Origin of the sequence: Actinomadura sp. NBRC 104425, assembly GCF_030269545.1 — a bacterium.
GTDB lineage: Bacteria > Actinomycetota > Actinomycetes > Streptosporangiales > Streptosporangiaceae > Spirillospora > Spirillospora keratinilytica.
On the sequence record NZ_BSTN01000005.1, the window covers coordinates 226,904 to 246,472 of the forward strand.

A 19,569-nucleotide genomic window follows, 5' to 3' on the forward strand; every position below is an offset into this window, starting at 1 on the left:
AGTTAGTAGTACCACGGGAAACGCGACCAATCGGGGGCGCGCTTGTCCAGGAACGCGTCGCGGCCCTCGACCGCCTCGTCGGTGCCGTAGGCCAGCCGCGTCGCCTCGCCGGCGAACAGCTGCTGCCCCACCAGCCCGTCGTCGACCAGGTTGAAGGCGTACTTGAGCATCCGCTGCGCCGTCGGGCTCTTGCCGTTGACCTTGCGCGCCCACTCCAGCGCCGTCGCCTCCAGCTCGGCGTGCGGCACCACCGCGTTCACCATGCCCATGCGGTGGGCGGCCTCGGCGTCGTAGGTGTCCCCCAGGAAGAAGATCTCCCTCGCGAACTTCTGGCCCACCTGCCGCGCCAGGTACGCCGACCCGAACCCGCCGTCGAAGCTGGCCACGTCGGCGTCGGTCTGCTTGAACCGGGCGTGCTCGCGGCTGGCCAGCGTCATGTCGCACACCACGTGCAGGCTGTGCCCGCCGCCGGCGGCCCAGCCGGGCACCACGCAGATCACCACCTTGGGCATGAACCGGATCAGCCGCTGGCATTCCAGGATGTGCAGCCGCCCCGCCCGCGCCGGATCGATCGTGTCGGCGGTCTCGCCCGTGGCGTACCGGTAGCCGTCGCGGCCGCGGATGCGCTGGTCGCCGCCGGAGCAGAACGCCCACCCGCCGTCGCGGGGCGAGGGCCCGTTGCCGGTCAAAAGGACGCATCCCACGTCGCTGGACATGCGGGCGTGGTCCAGCGCCCGGTACAGCTCGTCGACGGTGTGCGGGCGGAAGGCGTTGCGCACCTCGGGGCGGTTGAAGGCGATCCGCACCGTCCCGTGGTCGACGGCGCGGTGGTAGGTGATGTCGGTGAAGTCGAACCCCTCGACCTGCTTCCAGGCGTCGGGGTCGAACAGTTCGGAGACCTTGCCCGCGTGTGGCATGTGCCCTCTTCCTCGGTCGGCGTGCGGGTGCCCTGCGTCCCCAATTCAACCGCTTCCGCAGGCCCCGCGGATTCGAACACGTTCAACTCGATCGTCTAGTCTGGCGGAGTCATGGACAGCACACGCATCGCCCCCGCCGCTTGCGCGGGTGCACGCACCGGTGAACGGCGGGTGCACGCCGTCGTGCTGCCTCCCGGGCGGCGGCTGTTCGAGGCGCTGGCCGCCGCGCTGGACGGCACCGGCCCGGCCATCTGCCCCCTGTCGCCCGACCTGCCCGCCCCCGCGCTGCGCACGCTGCTGGACGCCCTGGCCCCGCACGCCGTGCACACCGCCGACGGGGTGCGCGCACGCCCCGGCGGTGTGCCGGCGGCCGCCGACACGGCCGTGCTGATCGCCACCTCCGGGTCCACCGGCACCCCCAAGATCGTCGAGCTGTCCGCGGCGGCGCTGCGGCACTCGGCCGCCGCCACCTTGGCCCGCATCGGCGCCCGGCCCGGCGACCGCTGGCTGTGCTGCCTGCCCACCAGCCACATCGCCGGCGTCCAGGTGCTGGTGCGGTCCCTGGTCGCCGGCACCGAACCGGTCATCCTGCCGCGCTTCGATACGACCGCGTTCGACGCCGCCCTGGCGTCGGGGCGGCCGCCGCACACCGCGCTGGTCCCCACCCAGCTGCGGCGCCTGGTCGACGCCGGAACCGACCTTGCCAAGGTCGGCGCCATCGTGCTGGGCGGCGCGCCCGCCTCCCCCGCCCTGCTCGCCCAGGCCCGCGAGCGCGGCGCGCGCATCCACACCACCTACGGCATGAGCGAGACCTGCGGCGGATGCGTCTACGACGGCGTCCCCCTGGACGGCGTCCGCGCGAAGGTCGGCGCCGACGGTCGCATCCGCCTGACCGGGCCGGTGCTGTTCACCGGCTACCGGCTGCGCGGCGACCTGACCGCCGCCGCCCGCGACGGCGACTGGTACCTCACCCCCGACCTGGGCGCCCTGGAGCCCGACGGGCGGCTGCGGGTGCGCGGCCGCGCCGACGACGTCATCAACACCGGCGGGGAGAAGGTCGTGGCGGGCGAGGTCGCCGCGCTGCTGTCCCGCCACCCGTCGGTGCGGGACGTGGTCGTGGTGGGCCGCCCCGACGCCGAGTGGGGGGAACGCGTCACCGCCGTCGTGGTGCCCGCCGGCGCCCCGCCCACCCTGGACGACCTGCGCGCGTTCGTCCGCGCCGCCATGCCCGCCTACGCCGCGCCCCGCGAGCTGCAGCTGGTGGAGGCGATCCCGCTGCTGTCGTCCGGCAAGCCCGACCGCCAGGCCCTCCGCCGCCCCGTCCCCTGATCTCCGCGCCGCCGGGTCGGCGTTGGTGTTGTGGCCGCGGATTGAGACGTGTTTTGCTCGGTGGTGAGGGAAGTGTCACAACCAGGAATCTTTACGTAGTAAGGTAAGGTTGGTGGTGGGGGAGGCCACCGGACGCGGCACGTCGCCGCCTGGGCGCGTGCGGCCCTGGGCCGCATCGGGGCCTGCTGCCGCCGCGGGACGCCCGTTCCGCACCTCCGGGAACAGACGGCGTCCCCCCGGCGTTTGGGATTAGTGCGCGCGTCGAAGGCGCAAGGGTGCCTCCGCGTCGCACCACACCACCGAAGGGAGGGGGGTGTCCCCATGCCACGAACCGCAGCACAGACCCCGCTCGCGGAGTCGGCGAACCCGGCACTCGACGAACTGATCGAGCGTGGCCGTGCCCACGGGCGCCTCTCACTCGACGAGGTGCGCAGCGCCTTCGAGGCGGCCGGCATCAGCCCCGCGCAGGGCCGCTCGATCCTGCGCGAGCTGTCCGAGGCGGGCATCGGCCTGGCCACCGAGGACGAGGGCTCCGGCAGGGTCCGCGCCCCGCGCGCCCGCCGGGGCGACGCGCCGCCGGCCCGCACCGCGGGCACCGCACGTGCCGTGCCCGACGACGGCACCACCGACGAGACCGGCGGCGACACCGGCGACGAGACGGGTGACACGGCCGGTGACACGGCCTCCGGTGCGAACGGCGGCAAGGGCGCCAAGAACGGCAAGGGCACCAGGACACGCACCCAGGCGGGTACCAAGGCGGGCACCAAGACCAGGACGGGGACCGCCAAGGCGGCCCGCAAGCGCACCGCCGCCACGGCCCCCGCCGCCTCCGACGACGCACCGGCCGCCGACACCAGCACCACCGCCGGCACCAGCACCACCGTCGGCGCCGACACGGCCGACGACGAGGCGTTCGAAGTCACCGAGGTCGAGGTGGAGGACACCTCCGCCGACCTGGACGACCAGTCCACCACCATGGGCGACTCGGTGCACACCTACCTCAAGGCGATCGGACGGCGCCAGCTGCTGACCGCCGAGCAGGAGGTGGAGCTGGCCAAGCGCATCGAGGCCGGGCTGTACGCCGAGCACAAGCTGGCCCACGAGACCATCGACGACCCGCAGCTGCGCGCCGACCTGGAATGGATCGCCGCCGACGGGCAGCGCGCCAAGGCGCACATGCTGGAGGCCAACCTGCGGCTGGTGGTCTCGGTCGCCAAGAAGTACTCCGACCGCGGGCTGTCGCTGCTGGACGTGGTGCAGGAGGGCAACCTCGGCCTGATCCGCGCCGTGGAGAAGTTCGACTACACCAAGGGCTACAAGTTCTCCACCTACGCGATGTGGTGGATCCGGCAGGCCATCCAGCGCGGCTTCGCCGACTCGGCCCGCACCATCCGGCTGCCGGTGCACGTACTGGAGATGCTCAGCAAGCTCAGCCGCGTCGAACGCGACATGCACCAGCGCCTCGGCCGCGAGCCCACCCCCGAGGAACTGGCCGTCGAGCTGGACAAGAGCCCCGAGCAGGTGCTGGAGCTGCTGCGCACCAGCCGCCAGCCGATCAGCCTGGACTCCACCATCGGCGAGGACGGCGAGACCCGCATCGGCGACCTGATCGAGGACGTCGACACCCCCGAGGCGTCCGAGCTGGTCGACCGGCAGCTCATGGCCGACCAGCTGCGCCGCACCCTGGACGTGCTGTCCCCCCGCGAAGCCAAGATCATGGCGATGCGGTTCGGGCTGTACGACGGGACGCCCCGCACCCTGGACGAGATCGGCAAGGCGCTCGGGCTGACCCGCGAGCGGATCCGCCAGCTGGAGAAGGAGTCGCTGTCCAAGCTGCGGCACCCCAGCAACGCCTACCCGCTGCTCGACTTCGCCGTCTGAGCCGCCACCCCTCTCCCCCGACCGCAGCGTCCACGCGGCTCGACAGAGCCGACCGTGCGAAGGGCCCGCCGGATCCACCCGCGATGCGGCGGGCCCTTCGCCATCTGCGGCCGGAAAACCGGCGGGCCGCCGGTCAGTCGCCGGTCAGTCGCTGCGGCGGAACTGCACGATCGCCCCGGCCAGCATCACCACGCCGATCACCGCGACCAGTACGACCTCCAGCCACACCGGCACCTGCCACCCGTTCCAGGTGACGCCCGGGTTGAACGCCCGCTGCAGCTCGGGCGACACGTCCAGGTGGGAGAACACCGCCTGCCGCAGCGGGTCCACCACGTAGGTCACCGGGTTGAACCGGGTCAGCACGCTCAGCCACGCCGGCAGCCCGTTGAGCGGGTACAGCGCGCCCGACAGGAACATCATCGGCATTATGCCCAACTGCATGATCCCGAAGAACGACTGCATGTTGGTGATCCGCGCCGCCAGCACCACCCCGAACGCCGTCAGCGTGAACGCCGTCAGGAACATCAGCGCCAGCAGCTCGACGAGCAGGACGGGGTCGTAGGGCACCCCCGCCAGCCCGGCCAGCGCCAGGATCACCACGCCCTGCCCGGTGGCGACCGCGGCGCCGCCCAGGCACTTGCCGACCACGATCGCGGCGCGGCCGACCGGCGCCACCAGCATCTCCCGCAGGAACCCGAACTCGCGGTCCCACACGATCGACCCGGCCGAGAACAGCGCGGTGAACATCACCGACATCGCGCACACGCCGGGGAAGATGAACGTGCGCAGATCCACGTCCCCGGCCGGGCCCTGCCCGGCGGCCATCAGGTTGGACAGGCCGGTGCCCATCACCAGCAGCCACAGCACCGGCTGCACCAGGTTCGCCACCATCCGCATCCGGTCCCGCCAGAACCGGATCAGCTCCCGGTGCAGGACGATCTTCACCGCCCGCAGGTCGTGCCGCATGCTGCGTTCGGGCACGCTCACCCGCACCACCTGCGCCGCCGCGATGCCCGTCGCGTCCGTCGTGTCCATCGTCACAGCCTCCCCCGTGCGACCATGCGCATGAAGCCGTTGCCGGACGCCTCGGCGTCGCGGATCGTCTTGCCGGTGAACGACATGAACACATCGTCCAGCGACGGCCGCGACACGCTCACCGAGCGGATCGGCACGCCCAGGTCCTCGAACAGCTTCGGCACGAACGCCTCCCCCGCCGCGACCGCGAACGTCACCGCGCCCTCGGACGTCGTCGCCTCGACGCCGAACCGCTCCCGCAGCGCCGCGATCGCCGCCGCATCGTCGTCGGTGCTGATGCGCACCCGGTCCTTGCCCACCCCCGCCTTGAGCCGCGCGGGGGTGTCCAGCGCCACGATCCGCCCCGCGTCCATGATCGCGATGCGGTCGCAGTATTCGGCCTCTTCCATGTAGTGGGTGGTCAGGAAGATCGTGATCTGCTCGGTGTCGCGCAGCCGGCGGATGTAGTCCCAGATCGACGCGCGGGTCTGCGGGTCCAGACCGACCGTCGGCTCGTCCAGGAACAGCACCCGCGGCGAGTGCAGCAGCCCCCGAGCGATCTCCAGGCGGCGCTTCATCCCGCCCGAGAAGGTGCGCGCCAGGTCGCCGCGCCGGTCCCACAGCCCCACCATCTCCAGCACCTGCCGCATCCGCTCGCGCGCCGCCGTCCGCGGCACCCCGTACAGCTCGGCGTGAAAGCGCAGGTTCTGCTCTCCGGTCAGATAGCCGTCCAGGGTCGGGTCCTGGAACACCAGGCCGATGTTGCGGCGCACCTTGTCGCGCTCGGTCACCACGTCGTGCCCGGCCACCCGCGCGATGCCGCCGCTGGGCCGCAGCAGCGTGCAGAGCATGTTGATCGTGGTGGACTTGCCGGCACCGTTCGGGCCGAGAAACCCGAAGATCTCTCCAGGCCGGACGGTGAACTCGATCCCCCGCACGGCCTCGACGTCACCGAACCTCTTGACCAGGCCGTCGACCTCGACGGCCGGTTCCCCGCTCGGCATGCGGGCCTCCCTTGTCACGTTCACTTGGCCCGCCCAACCATAGGAGTACCCTAATATTTCCGTCAATAGAGAAATCGACGGGCATGCCGGAGGAGGCGCCGTGGCGGACCCCAGACCAGCGGAGCGACCGGACCGCGCGCACTCCAGCCCCACGCCGTACGACCCGCTGCTGCGCGGCCCCGTCCACCTGGTCGCCGAGCTGATGAAACTGATCCGCCGCGAGGCGACCGGCACCCTGCCCGGCGCCGGGCGACTCCGCGGACCGGCCGTGCTGGTGCTGGCCTGCGTGGCGGTTGAGGGGGGGATGTCCCAGCGGCAGGTCAGCGAACGCCTGCGCATGGACCCCGCCGACGTGGTCAGCCTCGTCGACGTGCTGGAGGACAACGGCTACATCGAACGCCGCCGCGACCCCGCCGACCGGCGCCGCTACCGGCTGGACATCACCGAGGACGGACGGCTGTTCCTGGCCCGCCGCCGCGAAGCCATCCACAAGCTCAACCAGCGGCTGTTCGCGCCGCTGTCCCCGCAGGAGATGGAGCAGTTCACCGACATGATCCTGCGGGTGCTCGCCCGCCACGACCCCCGCTTCGCCGAGTTCGGCCCGCCCTGCGCCGCCGCCGACGACGCCCCCGCCTGACGCCCGCCCGCCCCCGGGACGGGCATCAGGCGACGGGCATCAGGCGACGGGCACGGCGCCGCACAGGCGCAGGCGCGCCTCGTCATAGCGGCGCAGCACCAGCCGCGCCACCGCGTCATGCGCGCCGATCGGCGCCGACACCCGGTCGGCGCTCGAGGCCGCCATCCGGTCGTGGAAGAACCCCGGCGCCAGCAGATACGACGCCACCGCCACCCGAGCGGCACCCCGGACGCGCCGCTCGGCCACCACCTCGCCCAACGCCGGACCGCCCGCGGCGACGAACCCGTAGGGCACCGGCCGCCGCAGCCGGCGCGCCAGCAGCCGGGCCGCCACCCGCACATCGCTGACGCCCGCCGGGTCGGACGACCCCGCGGCGCCCAGCACCACAGCGTCCCCGCGCCCCAGCACCACAGCGTCCCCGCGCCCCGGCACCGCCGCTTCGCCCAGCCGATCCGCCAGCGCCGCGGCGAGCATGCCGTGCGGGCCCAGCGGACGCGCCATCACCGCCTGCGGGCACACCCGCTCCACCCGCCCGGGAATGTCGATCAGCGCGTGGTAGCCGCGCGCCAGCATCAGCGGCACCACCACGACCGGGCCGCGCAGCGGACCCACCGCGTCCTCCAACACCGGCGCGGCGATCTCGGCGTAGCCCTCGGCGACCGGCAGCCACGGCCGCAGCGCCCGCACCCGCTCCAGCAGCGCCCGTACCGTCCGCGGGCCCGCCGCATCGCGGGTGCCGTGCGCCACCGCCAGCAGCGTCGGCACGCCGTCGAAACCCGCCGTGTCACGCCCCACCGGGCCGCGCCCCGCCGGGCCCTCCCCCGCCATGCCCGCGCCGGCGCGGCCGCCGCCCGTGCGCATCACCCGCTCAGCTCCGCCTGCAGCGGGTCGCACGCCAGCCGGTAGCCGCGCTTGACCACCGTCTCCACGATGCCCGACCGGCCCAGACCGCGCCTCAGCCGCGCCACGGCCATCTCCACCGCGTGCTCGTCGGCCTGCGGGCGCGCGTCCCGACCGCCCGCCGCCGCACCCACCACCAGCCGGCCCGGCAGCACCCCGCACAGCTCCGCCCGGGACACCACATGCCCCGGACGCCGCGCCAGCGCCCGCAGGATCGCCATCGGCGCCGGGGCGATCGGACGCAGCTGGCCGTCCAGCACCACCGCGTGCCCCCGCAGCTCCAGCGAGAACCCCCGCACCTGCACGCGCCGCGCCCGCCGCTCCGGCAGATCCGACACCAGCGCCCGCACCAGCGCCCCGATGCGGGCGCGCTCCGGCTGCACGGTCGGCACGCCCCGCTCGGTGAGCTGCTGCGCGGTCACCGGCCCCACGCACGCCGCCACCACGTTGGCGCGCAGCGCCTCCAGCAGCGGCTCCTCCAGCCCGTCCTCGGCCGCCACCGCCAGCGTCGCCGCCACCGCCGGCGCGCTGGTGAACGTGATCGCATCCACCGTGCCCGCCACCGCCTGCCCCACCAGCCGCCGCAGCGGCGTCGGGTCGTCGGTGCGCGACCACCGGTACACCGGGATCTCCACCACCTCGGCGCCGGCGGCGCGCAGCGCCGCGGCGAACTCCGGCAGCTCCTCCCCGTACAGCTGCACCGCCACCCGCCGGCCCGCCAGATCCTTGCGCAGCAGGTGCTTGAGCACCTCGGCGCAGCTCTCCGACTCCGGCGACCAGCTCTCCTGCAGCCCCGCCGAACGGATCGCGCCGCGCGCCTTGGGCCCCCGCGCCAGGATCTGCACGCCCGCCAGCCGCTCGATCAGCGCGTCGCGCATCCCCCACCCGTCGGCGGCCTCCAGCCACGCGCGGAACCCGATCCCGGTGGTGACCACGGCGTAGTGGACCGGCTCCCGGAGGCACTCGTCGGTCGCCTCCAGCAGCCGCGTGTCGTCCGACAGCGGGATCAGGCGGATCGCCGGGGCGTGCACCACGCGCGCGCCGCGCCGCTCCAGCAGCGTCGCCAGCTCCTCGTGGCGCCGCGCGGCCGTCACCCCGACCGCGAATCCCGCCAGCGGCTCACTGTCGGTTCGCATGAGTCAGGGCCACCTCCACGCGGCCGGTCGCCGGATCCCGGCGGATCGGAAAGGTGGGCAGCGCCACCTGCGGGTCGTCCAGGCACACGCCGGTGCGCAGGTCGAAGACCTCCTTGTACATCGGCGAGGCCACCGTCGGCACGCCGCCGCGGGTGCCGAGGATGCCGCGGGAGATCACATGCGCGCCGGAGAAGGGATCGAGGTTGGACAGCGCGTACAGTTCCCCGTCGAACGTGCGGAACACCGCCACCTGGACGCCCTCGATGAGCGCGCACACGCCGCGTTCGGGGATCAGGTCGTCGTAGGAGCACACCGGGTGCCAGCGCCCGCCGTCGCCGCGGGGCGCGGGCCCGGTGGGGCGCAGATCGGTCGTCGTGGTCATCGGCTCGCCACCTCCAGTCGCGGACCGGTCACCAGGACCGGCTTGATCTGCTCGCGTTCGGGCTCGAACACGATGCTCGGGTCGGGCACGTCGGGCGCGTTGACGAAGGACACGAACCGGCTGAGCTTGTCGGGGTCCTCCAGCGTGTCGCGCCACTCGTCGGAGTAGGAGCCCACGTGCCGCTCCATCGCCTCCTCCAGCTCGGCGCAGATGCCCAGCCGGTCCTCGATGATCACCTCGCGCAGGTAGTCCAGGCCTCCGTCCAGCGACTCCAGCCAGCTCGCGGTGCGCTGCAGCCGGTCGGCCGTGCGGATGTAGAACATCAGGAACCGGTCGATCAGCCGGACCAGGCCCTCGTCGTCCAGGTCGGTGGCCAGCAGGTCGGCGTGCCGTGGCCGCATCCCGCCGTTGCCGCACACGTACAGGTTCCAGCCTTTGTCGGTGGCGATCACCCCGAAGTCCTTGCCCTGCGCCTCGGCGCACTCACGCGAGCAGCCCGACACCGCGGCCTTGAGCTTGTGCGGGGCGCGCAGCCCCCGGTAGCGCAGCTCCAGCTTGATCGCCATGCCGACCGAGTCCTGCACGCCGTAGCGGCACCAGGTGGACCCGACGCACGATTTGACGGTGCGGAGCGCCTTGCCGTAGGCGTGCCCGGACTCGAACCCCGCGTCGACCAGCCGCTTCCAGATCCGCGGCAGCTGCTCCACCCGGGCGCCGAACAGGTCGATGCGCTGCCCGCCGGTGATCTTGGTGTAGAGGCCGAAGTCGCGGGCGACCTCGCCGATGACGATGAGCTTGTCGGGGGTGATCTCGCCGCCGGGGATCCGCGGGACCACCGAGTAGGTGCCGTTCTTCTGCAGGTTGGCCAAAAAGTGGTCGTTGGTGTCCTGCAGCGCGGCCTGCTCGCCGTCCAGGATGTGCCCGCTGCCGAGGCTGGCCAGGATGGAGGCCACCACCGGCTTGCAGATGTCGCAGCCGCGGCCCCGGCCGTGCTCGCTGATCAGCTCGGTGAACGTGGTGATGCGGCGCACCCGCACGATGTCGAACAGCTCGGCGCGGCTGTAGTCGAAGTGCTCGCACAAAGCCTTGCTGACCTCGATGCCCGCGGCGGTCAGCTCGGCGTCCAGGATCTTTTTGACCAGCGGGACGCAACTGCCGCAGGTCGCCCCGGCCCTGGTGCAGGACTTGACCTCGCCGAGCTCGGTGAGGCCCTGCTCGCGGATCGCGCAGCGGATCGTGTCGGCGGTGACGTTGTTGCAGTTGCAGATCTGCGTGGCGCCGGGCAGGTCGCCGCCGACGGCCTCGGTGCCGCCGAACAGCGCCTGCTCGGGCGAGCCGGGCAGTTCGGCGCCGACGTAGGCGCGCAGCGTCGGATAGGCCGACGCGTCGCCGACCAGCACCCCGCCGATGAGCGTGCGGGCGTCGTCGCTGACGACCAGCTTCTTGTAGACCCCGCCGACCGGGTCGGTGTAGGTGACGTCCAGGGCGCCCTGGTCGGGTCCGGCGAACGGGTCGCCGAAGCTGGCCACGTCCACGCCCATCAGCTTGAGCTTGGTGGACATGTCGGCGCCCTCGAACCGGGCGGGGCTGTCCTGGCCGGTCGCGGCGGCCAGCAGCTGGTCGGCGACCACCTCGGCCATGCTGAAGCACGGCGCGACCAGCCCGTACACCTGCCCGTTCACCAGCGCGCACTCGCCGACCGCGAAGATCGCCGGGTCCTCGGTGCGGCAGGTGTCGTCGACCGCGACGCCGCCGCGTTCGCCGACCGGCAGGCCGCAGCCGCGGGCCAGTTCGTCGCGCGGGCGGATGCCGGCGGAGAACACCACCACGCCCGCGTCGACGGACGCGCCGTCGCCCAGCCCGACGCGCGCCACGCGGCCGTCGTCGCCGGCCTCCAGGCCCGCCACCGGGGTGCCGGCGTGCACGGTCATGCCGAGCGCCTCGATGTGGCGGCGCAGCATCACCCCGCCGCCCTCGTCGAGCTGGCGCGGCATCAGCCACGGCGCCACCTCGACCACGTGCGTGTCGACGCCCAGCCCCTGCAGGGCGCGAGCGGCCTCCAGGCCGAGCAGTCCGCCGCCGATGACGACGCCTCCGGCCCCCGGCCTTGACGCTGTAAGGTCGCGGCAGTGGGTGCGGATGGCGTCCAGGTCGTCGATGGTGCGGTAGACGAACACGCCCGGCAGGTCGCGGCCCTGCACCGGCGGCACGAACGGCGCCGACCCGGTGGCCAGCACCAGCGCGTCGTAGCCGACCTCGCGCCCCGAGGCGGTGCGCACGGTGCGGCGCTTGCGGTCGATGGCGGCGACCGGGTCGCCGGTCAGCAGCGTCACGCCCTCGTCGTGGGCGGGGTAGGCCAGATCGGCGTCCTCGGTCAGGTAGGAGGTCAACGCGACCCGATCGTAGGCGGGCCGGGGCTCCTCCCCGATCACCGTGACCTGCCAGGCGCCCGCCTCGTCGCGCTCGCGCAGCGCCTCGACCAGCCGGTGCCCGGTGGGCCCGTGCCCGACGACGACCAACCTCATGTGCCCGTGTCCTCCTGCGTCGGTCATGCTGCGATCCTGTGCAGGGGTCGTTTCGCGGTTGCGTCCCGTTTGTCACCGGCGTGTTAAAAGACGCTCACGCCGAAATCGAATCGTGGTCATCCCGCATTGGACGGCGGAAGAATTCCCGCCGGGGTTCCGAAAAGCGCGAAACCCCGCCGTCGTGACGGCGGGGTCGTATTGCGGCCGTGTCTCCTCGCGCCCATCGCGCGGGCGGTGCGGCCCGTGCGGCGGGCGTCTGCGGCGGGCCCGCAGGGCGTCGGGACGGGCTCACGCACGGCTCACATCCGGCTTACGGCCAGGGCATGGGCGGATTACCCGGCGGGCACCGAGTCCTGTTCGTCCAGCCATGCCACGATGCCCTCCAGGGCGTCCCGGCACCCGCCGCATCCGGTGCTCGCACGCGTCTCCCGGGCGACCTCGTCGGCAGTTCGTGCGCCTTTCTCCCAGCACGCCCTGATCTGCCCTTTGGAGACGTTGTTGCAGTGGCACACCGTCGCCGCGTCCGGCATCCGCACCGGCGAATCGGCGGCCTGCGCCCCGCCCAGCCCGGTGAAGAACAGGCTCAGCCGGTCCGACGGCAGCGGCGCCGCACGGTCGTACAGCTGCGTCAGCGTCCCGGCCGTGCCGGTCTCGCCCAGCAGGATCGCGCCGATCAGCCGGTCCCGCCGGATCGCGACCTTCTTATAGGTGCCGCGGCTGGCGTCGGCGAACCGCATCACCTCCACCTCGGGGTCGTCGTCGCCGTAGTGCGTCTCCCCCATCGCCACCAGGTCCACGCCCTTGGCCTTCAACCGGGTGATCTGCCGCGCCCCGGTGAACCGGGCGCCGGTGTCGGCGCCGGTCAGCAGGTCGGCCAGCACCGCGGCCTGCTCCCACGCCGGCGCCACCAGCCCGTAGACGGTGTCGCCGTACTGCGAGCACTCGCCGATGGCCCGCACGCTGGGGTCGCTCAGCGACTGCAGCGTCTCGTCCACCAGGATGCCGCGGTCCACCTTCAGCCCGGCCTCCCGCGCCAGCCGCACCTCGGGCCGCACCCCGCAGGCCATCACCACCAGGTCGGCGGGCAGCCGCTCGCCCGACTGCAGCTGCACCGCGTTCACCCGGCCGTCGGCGCCGGTGGACAGCGCCCCGGCGCTGGTGCCCAGGACGGTGCGGACGCCCAGGCGGCCCAGCGTCCGCGCCAGCACCCCGCCCGCGCCCTGGTCCAGCTGCCGCTCCATCAGATGCCCGGCCAGGTGCACGACGGTGACCGCAAGGCCCCGCCCGGCCAGCCCGCGCGCCGCCTCGATGCCCAGCAGCCCGCCGCCGACGACCACCGCATGCCGCGCGCCGTCGGCCGCCTCCAGGATGCGCCGGCAGTCCGCCAGCGTGCGGAACGCCACCACCCCTTCGGGCAGGCCGTCCTCGGTGCCGGGGATCGGCGGCACGAACGAGGTGCTCCCCGTCGCGATCACCAGCGTGTCGTAGGGGGTGACGGTGCCGTCGGAGGCGTGCACGCACTTGGCGTCCCGGTCGATGCGCTCGACCTCCACGCCCAGCCGGGCGTCGACGTCGTTGGCGTCGTACCAGGCCGGGTCCACCAGGCCGATCTGCTCGGGACCGGTCACCCCGGCCAGCACGTTGGACAGCAGCACCCGGTTGTAGGGCTGCTGCGGCTCGGCGCCGAACACCGTCAGCGCGACCTGCCGGTCGCGCGCCCGGATCTCGGTGACCAGCCGGGATCCGGCCATGCCGTTGCCGACGACCACGATGCCCGCCGGCTTTGCGCGCCGGTCGGCCGGGCGCGCGCCGCTGCTGCTGGAGGATCGGCTCATCTGCTCGCTCCGCTCGGTTCCCGGGCCGCGCCCGATTCGTCGATCTCGCCGTCGTCGATGCCGCCTGCGTGGACTCCGCCGATGCCGCCTGCGTGGACTCCGCCGATGCCGCCTGCGTGGACTCCGCCGATGTCCCGTCCGCCGACGCCGTCCGCCGGCGGGGCGGCCACCGGTTCCAGCCGCACCGCGCACACCTTGAACTCCGGCATCCGCGACACGGGGTCCAGCGCCGGGTTGGTCAGCAGGTTGGCCCGCTCCCGCCCCGCCCAGTGGAACGGGATGAACACCGTGTCGTGCCGGATGGCGTCGGTCAGCCGGGCCCGCACCGTCGCGGTGCCGCGCCGGCTGGCCACCCGCACGTCCGCGCCGTCGTCGATGCCCAGCCGCTCGGCCAGGTCCGGATGCATCTCCACGAACGCCTCGGGCGCCGCCTCGGTCAGCGGCCGCACCCGCCGGGTCTGCGCGCCGCTCTGGTACTGCGCCAGCACCCGGCCCGTGGTCAGGTAGACGGGGTAGTCGGCGTCGATGTCCTCCACGGCCCCGCTGTGCTCGACGGGGGTGAAGCGGGCCCGCCCGTCCGGCGTGGCGAACCGGTCGAGGAAGGGACGCGGCGTCCCCGGGTGCCCGGGCGACGGGCACGGCCAGAACACCCCGCCCTCGCGTTCGATGCGCTCGTAGGTGATGCCCGAGTAGTCGGCCAGGCCGCCCGCGCTGGCGGCGCGCAGCTCGTCGAACACCTCGGCCGGGTCGGCGCTCCACACGCCCGGCGCGTCCAGCCGCCGGGCCAGCTCCGCGATGATCTCCAGGTCGGTGCGCACCCCGTCCGGCGGCGCCACGGCCCGGCGGCGGCGCAGCACCCGGCCCTCCAGGTTGGTCATCGTGCCCGACTCCTCGGCCCACTGCGCCGTGGGCAGCACCACGTCGGCGCGGGCCGCGGTCTCCGACAGCACGAAGTCGGCCGCGACCAGGAACTCCAGCGCGTCCAGCCGCTCCTCCACCGCCGCCGCGCGCGGCGCCGACACCACCGGGTTGGACCCGAACAGCAGCAGCAGCCGCGGCCCGCCGGGGGTGCCCAGCGCCGACAGCAGCTCGTAGGCCGACCGTCCCGGCCCCGGCAGGGTCTGCGGGTCCACGCCCCACACCGCGGCCACGTGGGCGCGGGCCGCCGGGTCGTCGATCCTGCGGTATCCGGGCAGCTGGTCGGCCTTCTGGCCGTGTTCGCGGCCGCCCTGCCCGTTGCCCTGGCCGGTCACGCAGCCGTAGCCCGCGCCCTCGCGGCCGGGCAGGCCCAGCGCCAGCGCCAGGTTGATGAACGCGGTCACCATGTCCACGCCGCGCGCGTGCTGCTCGGCGCCGCGCGCCGTGAGGATGTAGGACCGCTGCCCGCGCGCCAGCAGCCGCACCGCCTCGCGCATGTGCGGCACGGGCACGCCGGTGATGCGTTCGACACGGTCGGGCCAGTAGGAGTTGACCACCGTGCGGACCGCCTCGAACCCGCTGGTGCGCGCCGCGATGTACGCCTCGTCCACCAGGCCCTCGGTGAGCGCCAGGTGCAGCATGCCGTTGGCCAGCGCCAGGTCGGTGCCGGGCGTGGGCTGCAGGTGCAGGTCGGCCTGCTTGGCGGTGGCGGTGCGCCGCGGGTCCACCACGATGAACGCGCCGCCCGCCTGCTGCATGGCGGTGACGTGCCGCATGAACGGCGGCATCGTCTCGGCCACGTTGCCGCCCGCCAGCAGGATCGCGTCGGCGGCCGCCAGGTCGGTGACCGGGCCGGGCAGCCCCCGGTCCATGCCGAACGCCCGGCCGACCGCGGCGGCCGCCGACGACATGCAGAACCGCCCGTTGTAGTCGATCTGCGAGGTGCCCAGCGCGATGCGGGCGAACTTGCCGAGCTGGTAGGCCTTCTCGTTGGTCAGGCCGCCGCCCCCGAACACCGCGACCGCGTCGGGCCCGTGCGCGTCCCGCAGCCGCCGCGCCTCGGCGGCGATCCGGTCCAGGGCCCGGTCCCACGTGCAGGGCTCCAGCGGCGCGCCGCGGCGAGGGCGCATCAGCGGCGTGGTCAGCCGGTCCGGCACGGTCAGCACCTCGGCCGACGTCCAGCCCTTCTGGCACAGTCCGCCCTGGTTGGCCGGGACGTCCGTGCGCGGCGTCACCCGCAGCGGCGGCCCCGCGCCGGGGCGTGCCGCGGCGGCGGGCGGCGGCCCTCCGCCCAGGGTCATGCCGCACTGCAGGGCGCAGTAGGGACAGTGGGTCGGGGTGTCGGTCATGTCCCCGAGGTTGTTCGGGGCCCGTTTCGCGTCGGGGTCCCGCGTGTGACCCCGCTGTTAAAAGCGGCTCACGCACCGCCGTTCACCAGGGTCAGGACGCCGCGGCCCCGCCCCCCTGCGGCGCGCCGTCCGCGGGGCGCACCCGACGATCTTCGACGCGTGCGTGTCAAGCGTTGTCAGACACCAGTCGAGTCCGTTTCGTCGCAAATGCTCCGCCTGTCGCACGGATCGACGGCGCCGCGGCGGGCCCGCGGCAGGAACCGTCCCCACCGGCCCGCCCGGCCCGATCATCACGCGTCCGACACGCCTAACCTCGGTACATGCCCGACCTTGCTTATTACGCCTCCCTGCCGCGCACCCGCGGAGCCGCCGCCGCACTCCTGCTCGACGACCTCGGGCGGGTGCTGCTGGTCAAGCCCACCTACAAGGAGGGCTGGTTCCTGCCCGGCGGAGTGATCGAGGCGGGCGAGTCGCCCCTGGCCGCGTGCGTGCGCGAGTGCGAGGAGGAGCTCGGCCTGGTCCCGCGGCTGGACGGCCTGGTCTGCGTGGACTGGGGGCCGCCCCGCGACGGCGTGGACGCGGTCAACGTGTTCGTGTTCGCCGGATCGCTGACCGACAGCGAGATCGCCGCGATCCGGCTGCCCCCCGAGGAACTGTCCGACCACGTGCTGGTGGCGCCCGAGAAGGTGCCCGAACTCGCCCCGCCGCACATCTCCCGCCGCATGGAGCCCAGCCTGCGCGGCCTCGTCGAGCACCGCGCCGTCTACCTGGAGGACGGCCGCGAACCCGGATACGGCGCCGCTCCCCTCGCCCCCGGCACCTGCCCCGGCCGCCCGGGGTAGACACGCGCCCGGCCGGGTAGGCCGCAGGCGACGGACGAAGAACGGGGGGACCGTCGATGGCAGCTTGCGAAGTGTGCGGCAACGATTACGCGCTGAGCTTCGAGGTGCACGCCCAGGGCGCCGTGCACGTCTTCGACTCGTTCGAATGCGCGATCACCAGGATGGCGCCGATCTGCGAGCACTGCCAGTGCCGCATCCTCGGCCACGGCGTCGACGTGGGAGGGCACTGGTACTGCTGCGCGCACTGCGCCCGCGCCGCCGACCCGCGCAGCGCCGAACTGATCGCCGACCGCGCCTGACCGGCCGCACCCGACCGGCCGCGCCCGGCTCGCTGCGCCCGCCCTGCCGCCTCTGCCCGGCGGGGCCTGTCCGACACGTCCGACCGGCCCCGCCGCCCGGCGGCGCCGCAGCCGCCCGAACCGCCGGGCGCGTTCGGCACGCCCGGCGGGCCAAGGGGTGCGGGCCGGCCGCCGTCCCGCGCGACGGCGACCGGCCCGGCGGCTCACACGCCCGCCTCGGCCAGGCTCATCCGCGTCTGCCCCACCTGCACCTTCCGCAGGTAGAACATCCAGGTGAGCAGCACGCACACCCCGTAGAACGCGGCCAGCGCCAGCAGCGCGGGCGCGATGCCCTGCGTCTCCTCGATGGAGATCCGGAACGTCTGCTGGATCAGCACTCCCCCGGCGGCGCCGACCGCCGAGATGATGCCGATCGCGGCCGCCGCGGTCCGCCGGGCCCGCGTCAGCGCCCGCTCGGTGGCGGCGGCGTCGCTGCGGTCCACCTCGGCCAGCTCCCGCGCCCGGAAGATCGCCGGGATCATCCGGTAGGTGGAGCCGTTGCCGATCCCGGTGGTGACGAACACGAACAGGAACGCCGTCAGGAAGAAGGGCCAGCTTGCGGCCCGCACCGACCCGGCCACCGCCGCGACGCCCAGCCCCATCAGCAAGAAGTTCACCATCGTGACCCGGGCGCCGCCGAACCGGTCGGCCAGCCAGCCGCCGAGCGGACGCGCCAGCGACCCGGCGAAGGCCCCCAGCCAGATGAAGTGCGCCCCGGTGATGTCGGGGAACGTGTTCTTGATCAGCACCCCGAAGGAGAACGAGTAGCCGATGAACGACCCGAAGGTGCCGATGTACAGCACCGACATCACGACCGTCTGCCCGTCCTTGGTGCCGGCGGCCATCTCCCGCAGCGTGTACGCCGACGTCGCCTTGGTCAGGTTGTTCATGAACAGATAGGCGGTCACCGCGGCCAGCAGGATGAACGGCATCCACACCCAGCCCACGGCGGCCAGGCCGAACGCGGTGATCAGCGGGGGCATGGCCAGCTGCGTGACACTTGTGCCCAGATTGCCGCCGGCGGCGTTCAGCCCGAGTGGCAGACCCTGCCGCCCGGCCGGGTAGAAGTGGGTGATGTTGGCCATCGAGGAGGCGAAGTTGCCGCCGCCCAGGCCGGTGGTCGCCGCGATCAGCAGCAGCACCCAGTACGGGATGTCCGGGTTCTCGATCGCGTACACGAACAGCGCGCACGGCACGAGCAGCAGCAGCGCGCTGACGACCGTCCAGTTGCGGCCGCCGAACCGGGCCGGGGCGAAGGTGTAGGGGATGCGGATCGCCGCCCCCACCAGGTTGGGCAGCGTCGTCAGCCACAGCGTCTGGCCCACCGACAGCCGAATGCCGTTGTCGGCCAGGTTCAGCACCGCGATGCTCCACAGCAGCCACACGCAGAAGCCCAGGTGCTCGGTGAAGATCGAGAAGGCCAGGTTGCGGGCGGCGACCCGCCGGCCCGTCTCCGCCCAGAACCGGTCGTCGTCGGGCTCCCAGTGGTCGATCCAGCGACCACCCCGCGGTGCGGCCCCCGTCCGCGGGGCGGCTTCGTCGGTCAGCGCCGTCATGGCGTCTCCTTCGGGTGTCGTCGGCGGCCGGCGGCGTTGCCGGACGGATCCTGCGGACATCCGCGAAGGTAGGGACGGCGGGTTACGCGGGGCGGCACGTCATGTGCCCGTGGTGCTACATCCCGCGCACATAGGTAACACCTTCCTGTGAAACCGGGCTGCTTCCGGGGCGGCCCGAGCCCCAGGTCAGGACCCCTGCGACGATCCGGCTCCGGCCCCCGGGCGGCGCCTGGCCCCGGGCCCGGACGCGGCGTCGGCATCCGGCCAGGACGGGGACCGGCCCGAGGAGCGCAGCACCGCCTCCCAGGCGTCGCCCGACGCCAGCGGCAGATGCGGCACGCCCCAGTGCCACGCCGACACCAGCAGCTCGGGGTCGCGCGGCCGGTAGTCCTCGCCGATCGCGCGCGCCAGGTCCCAGGCGTGCAGGTGCCACTCCACGCAGGCCGCGCCCGCGTGGTCGCCGACGGTGTACTTGGTGCCCCGGTAGACCAGGTGGGTGCGGTCCCACATGTCGGGCATCAGGTCGGCGTAGGCGCCGGCCGACACCGTGAACGCCATGATCCGGTCGGGGCCCGGCTCGGGCGGCAGCACGGCCAGCTCGGCGGCGTTCTGCCGGGCCTGCTGGCGGATCAGCACCGCGGCCGCGGCATCCCGGGCGAACAGCTTGGCCAGCCGGCTGTCCGGGGCGTCCTGCAGGTACTCCAGGTAGTTCTCGGCGACGCAGCGCAGATGGCCGACCAGGTCGATGATCTGCCACTCGGTGCACGGGGTGGGGGCCGTCCAGTCCGCCACCCGGTCGGCCAGCGCGCGGATCGCCTGCACCCCGTCCCGGTAGGACTCCAGAACGCGATGACGGTCAGGCGGCGTGCGCTCCACGTGACTTCCCCCCGCGGTCAGAGCACCTTCGACGGCCGGCCGACGCGCCGGACCGGCGGCTGCACCTGCGTGCACAGCGTGCGGACCCCTGGGCGGGACGCGTCGGCGGCGTCGGCCGCGGCAGGGTGCC

The 19,569-nt window shown here is 73.6% G+C and carries 16 protein-coding genes; 5 read left to right on the plus strand and 11 right to left on the minus strand.

Annotation, left to right across the window (positions count from 1 at the left end; all coding sequences use genetic code 11):
* Positions 1–2: 2 nt before the first annotated feature.
* Positions 3–917 carry a 1,4-dihydroxy-2-naphthoyl-CoA synthase gene (locus QSK22_RS10785; protein ID WP_285493929.1) on the minus strand — a complete coding sequence of 305 codons (915 nt, stop codon included), beginning with the start codon at positions 915–917 and terminating at the stop codon, positions 3–5.
* A 111-nt stretch (positions 918–1,028) separates the two neighbouring features.
* Between QSK22_RS10785 and QSK22_RS10790 the strand changes: the two genes are divergently transcribed.
* Together QSK22_RS10790 and QSK22_RS10795 are read left to right on the plus strand one after the other, a co-directional pair.
* Positions 1,029–2,246: an AMP-binding protein gene (locus QSK22_RS10790; protein WP_285493930.1), complete on the plus strand. Its 1,218-nt coding sequence runs from the start codon at positions 1,029–1,031 to the stop codon at positions 2,244–2,246.
* 321 nt (positions 2,247–2,567) lie between these two features.
* The gene (locus tag QSK22_RS10795; RefSeq protein WP_285493931.1) at positions 2,568–4,127 is read left to right on the plus strand and encodes an RNA polymerase sigma factor; all 1,560 of its coding nucleotides are present in this window, start codon (positions 2,568–2,570) and stop codon (positions 4,125–4,127) included.
* Between the two features lie 144 nt (positions 4,128–4,271).
* On the opposite strand, the gene QSK22_RS10800 is transcribed toward QSK22_RS10795, so the two are convergent.
* Both QSK22_RS10800 and QSK22_RS10805 read right to left on the minus strand, forming a co-directional pair.
* Positions 4,272–5,162: an ABC transporter permease gene (locus QSK22_RS10800; protein WP_285493932.1), complete on the minus strand. Its 891-nt coding sequence runs from the start codon at positions 5,160–5,162 to the stop codon at positions 4,272–4,274.
* 2 nt (positions 5,163–5,164) lie between these two features.
* Entirely contained in the window at positions 5,165–6,145 is a 981-nt protein-coding gene (locus QSK22_RS10805) for an ABC transporter ATP-binding protein (protein ID WP_285493933.1), read from the minus strand.
* Between the two features lie 100 nt (positions 6,146–6,245).
* Here QSK22_RS10805 and QSK22_RS10810 point away from each other — a divergent pair, with 100 nt between their 5' ends.
* On the plus strand, positions 6,246–6,782 hold the full coding sequence (locus QSK22_RS10810) for a MarR family winged helix-turn-helix transcriptional regulator (RefSeq protein WP_285493934.1): 537 nt from the start codon (positions 6,246–6,248) through the stop codon (positions 6,780–6,782).
* Between the two features lie 39 nt (positions 6,783–6,821).
* Here QSK22_RS10810 and QSK22_RS10815 read toward each other — a convergent pair whose 3' ends face one another.
* The 6 genes from QSK22_RS10815 to QSK22_RS10840 all read right to left on the minus strand — a co-directional run bounded on the left by QSK22_RS10815 (position 6,822) and on the right by QSK22_RS10840 (position 15,827).
* The gene (locus QSK22_RS10815) at positions 6,822–7,643 is read right to left on the minus strand and encodes a sirohydrochlorin chelatase (protein ID WP_285494047.1); all 822 of its coding nucleotides are present in this window, start codon (positions 7,641–7,643) and stop codon (positions 6,822–6,824) included.
* Positions 7,643–8,818 carry a uroporphyrinogen-III synthase gene (locus QSK22_RS10820; protein ID WP_285493935.1) on the minus strand — a complete coding sequence of 392 codons (1,176 nt, stop codon included), beginning with the start codon at positions 8,816–8,818 and terminating at the stop codon, positions 7,643–7,645. The genes QSK22_RS10815 and QSK22_RS10820 overlap by 1 nt, the downstream gene beginning before the upstream one ends.
* Positions 8,802–9,200, minus strand: coding sequence for a nitrite reductase small subunit NirD (gene nirD / locus QSK22_RS10825; protein WP_285493936.1), 399 nt, complete (start codon positions 9,198–9,200; stop codon positions 8,802–8,804). Before nirD ends, QSK22_RS10820 begins: the two co-directional genes overlap by 17 nt.
* A complete protein-coding gene (nirB, locus tag QSK22_RS10830) occupies positions 9,197–11,725 on the minus strand; it encodes a nitrite reductase large subunit NirB (protein ID WP_285493937.1) in 2,529 nt (842 codons plus the stop codon). The genes nirD and nirB overlap by 4 nt, the downstream gene beginning before the upstream one ends.
* Positions 11,726–12,057: 332 nt before the next feature.
* Complete coding sequence (locus QSK22_RS10835; RefSeq protein ID WP_285493938.1) at positions 12,058–13,560, minus strand: FAD-dependent oxidoreductase; 1,503 nt, start codon at positions 13,558–13,560, stop codon at positions 12,058–12,060.
* Positions 13,557–15,827, minus strand: a complete 2,271-nt coding sequence (locus QSK22_RS10840; protein ID WP_285493939.1) for a molybdopterin oxidoreductase family protein — start codon at positions 15,825–15,827, stop codon at positions 13,557–13,559. The genes QSK22_RS10835 and QSK22_RS10840 overlap by 4 nt, the downstream gene beginning before the upstream one ends.
* 320 nt (positions 15,828–16,147) lie before the next feature.
* Here QSK22_RS10840 and QSK22_RS10845 point away from each other — a divergent pair, with 320 nt between their 5' ends.
* Positions 16,148–16,669, plus strand: a complete 522-nt coding sequence (locus QSK22_RS10845) for an NUDIX domain-containing protein (protein WP_285493940.1) — start codon at positions 16,148–16,150, stop codon at positions 16,667–16,669.
* 56 nt (positions 16,670–16,725) lie between these two features.
* On the plus strand, positions 16,726–16,968 hold the full coding sequence (locus QSK22_RS10850; protein ID WP_285493941.1) for a metallothionein: 243 nt from the start codon (positions 16,726–16,728) through the stop codon (positions 16,966–16,968).
* A gap of 203 nt (positions 16,969–17,171) precedes the next feature.
* Here QSK22_RS10850 and QSK22_RS10855 read toward each other — a convergent pair whose 3' ends face one another.
* Both QSK22_RS10855 and QSK22_RS10860 read right to left on the minus strand, forming a co-directional pair.
* The gene (locus QSK22_RS10855) at positions 17,172–18,563 is read right to left on the minus strand and encodes an MFS transporter (protein WP_285493943.1); all 1,392 of its coding nucleotides are present in this window, start codon (positions 18,561–18,563) and stop codon (positions 17,172–17,174) included.
* A gap of 186 nt (positions 18,564–18,749) precedes the next feature.
* Positions 18,750–19,439 (minus strand): maleylpyruvate isomerase N-terminal domain-containing protein, encoded by a 690-nt coding sequence (locus QSK22_RS10860; protein WP_285493944.1) that lies wholly within the window; start codon positions 19,437–19,439, stop codon positions 18,750–18,752.
* Positions 19,440–19,569 lie beyond the last annotated feature (130 nt).

What these genes read in the sequence shown, in the direction of transcription:
- nirD (WP_285493936.1), bottom strand. Translation starts at nt 9,200, where the DNA reads ATGACCACGACGACCGATCTGCGCCCCACCGGGCCCGCGCCCCGCGGC.
- QSK22_RS10790 (WP_285493930.1), top strand. Translation starts at nt 1,029, where the DNA reads ATGGACAGCACACGCATCGCCCCCGCCGCTTGCGCGGGTGCACGCACC.
- QSK22_RS10855 (WP_285493943.1), bottom strand. Translation starts at nt 18,563, where the DNA reads ATGACGGCGCTGACCGACGAAGCCGCCCCGCGGACGGGGGCCGCACCG.
- QSK22_RS10815 (WP_285494047.1), bottom strand. Translation starts at nt 7,643, where the DNA reads ATGCGCACGGGCGGCGGCCGCGCCGGCGCGGGCATGGCGGGGGAGGGC.
- QSK22_RS10835 (WP_285493938.1), bottom strand. Translation starts at nt 13,560, where the DNA reads ATGAGCCGATCCTCCAGCAGCAGCGGCGCGCGCCCGGCCGACCGGCGC.
- QSK22_RS10820 (WP_285493935.1), bottom strand. Translation starts at nt 8,818, where the DNA reads ATGCGAACCGACAGTGAGCCGCTGGCGGGATTCGCGGTCGGGGTGACG.
- QSK22_RS10805 (WP_285493933.1), bottom strand. Translation starts at nt 6,145, where the DNA reads ATGCCGAGCGGGGAACCGGCCGTCGAGGTCGACGGCCTGGTCAAGAGG.
- QSK22_RS10840 (WP_285493939.1), bottom strand. Translation starts at nt 15,827, where the DNA reads ATGACCGACACCCCGACCCACTGTCCCTACTGCGCCCTGCAGTGCGGC.
- nirB (WP_285493937.1), bottom strand. Translation starts at nt 11,725, where the DNA reads ATGAGGTTGGTCGTCGTCGGGCACGGGCCCACCGGGCACCGGCTGGTC.
- QSK22_RS10850 (WP_285493941.1), top strand. Translation starts at nt 16,726, where the DNA reads ATGGCAGCTTGCGAAGTGTGCGGCAACGATTACGCGCTGAGCTTCGAG.
- QSK22_RS10845 (WP_285493940.1), top strand. Translation starts at nt 16,148, where the DNA reads ATGCCCGACCTTGCTTATTACGCCTCCCTGCCGCGCACCCGCGGAGCC.
- QSK22_RS10795 (WP_285493931.1), top strand. Translation starts at nt 2,568, where the DNA reads ATGCCACGAACCGCAGCACAGACCCCGCTCGCGGAGTCGGCGAACCCG.
- QSK22_RS10785 (WP_285493929.1), bottom strand. Translation starts at nt 917, where the DNA reads ATGCCACACGCGGGCAAGGTCTCCGAACTGTTCGACCCCGACGCCTGG.
- QSK22_RS10800 (WP_285493932.1), bottom strand. Translation starts at nt 5,162, where the DNA reads ATGGACACGACGGACGCGACGGGCATCGCGGCGGCGCAGGTGGTGCGG.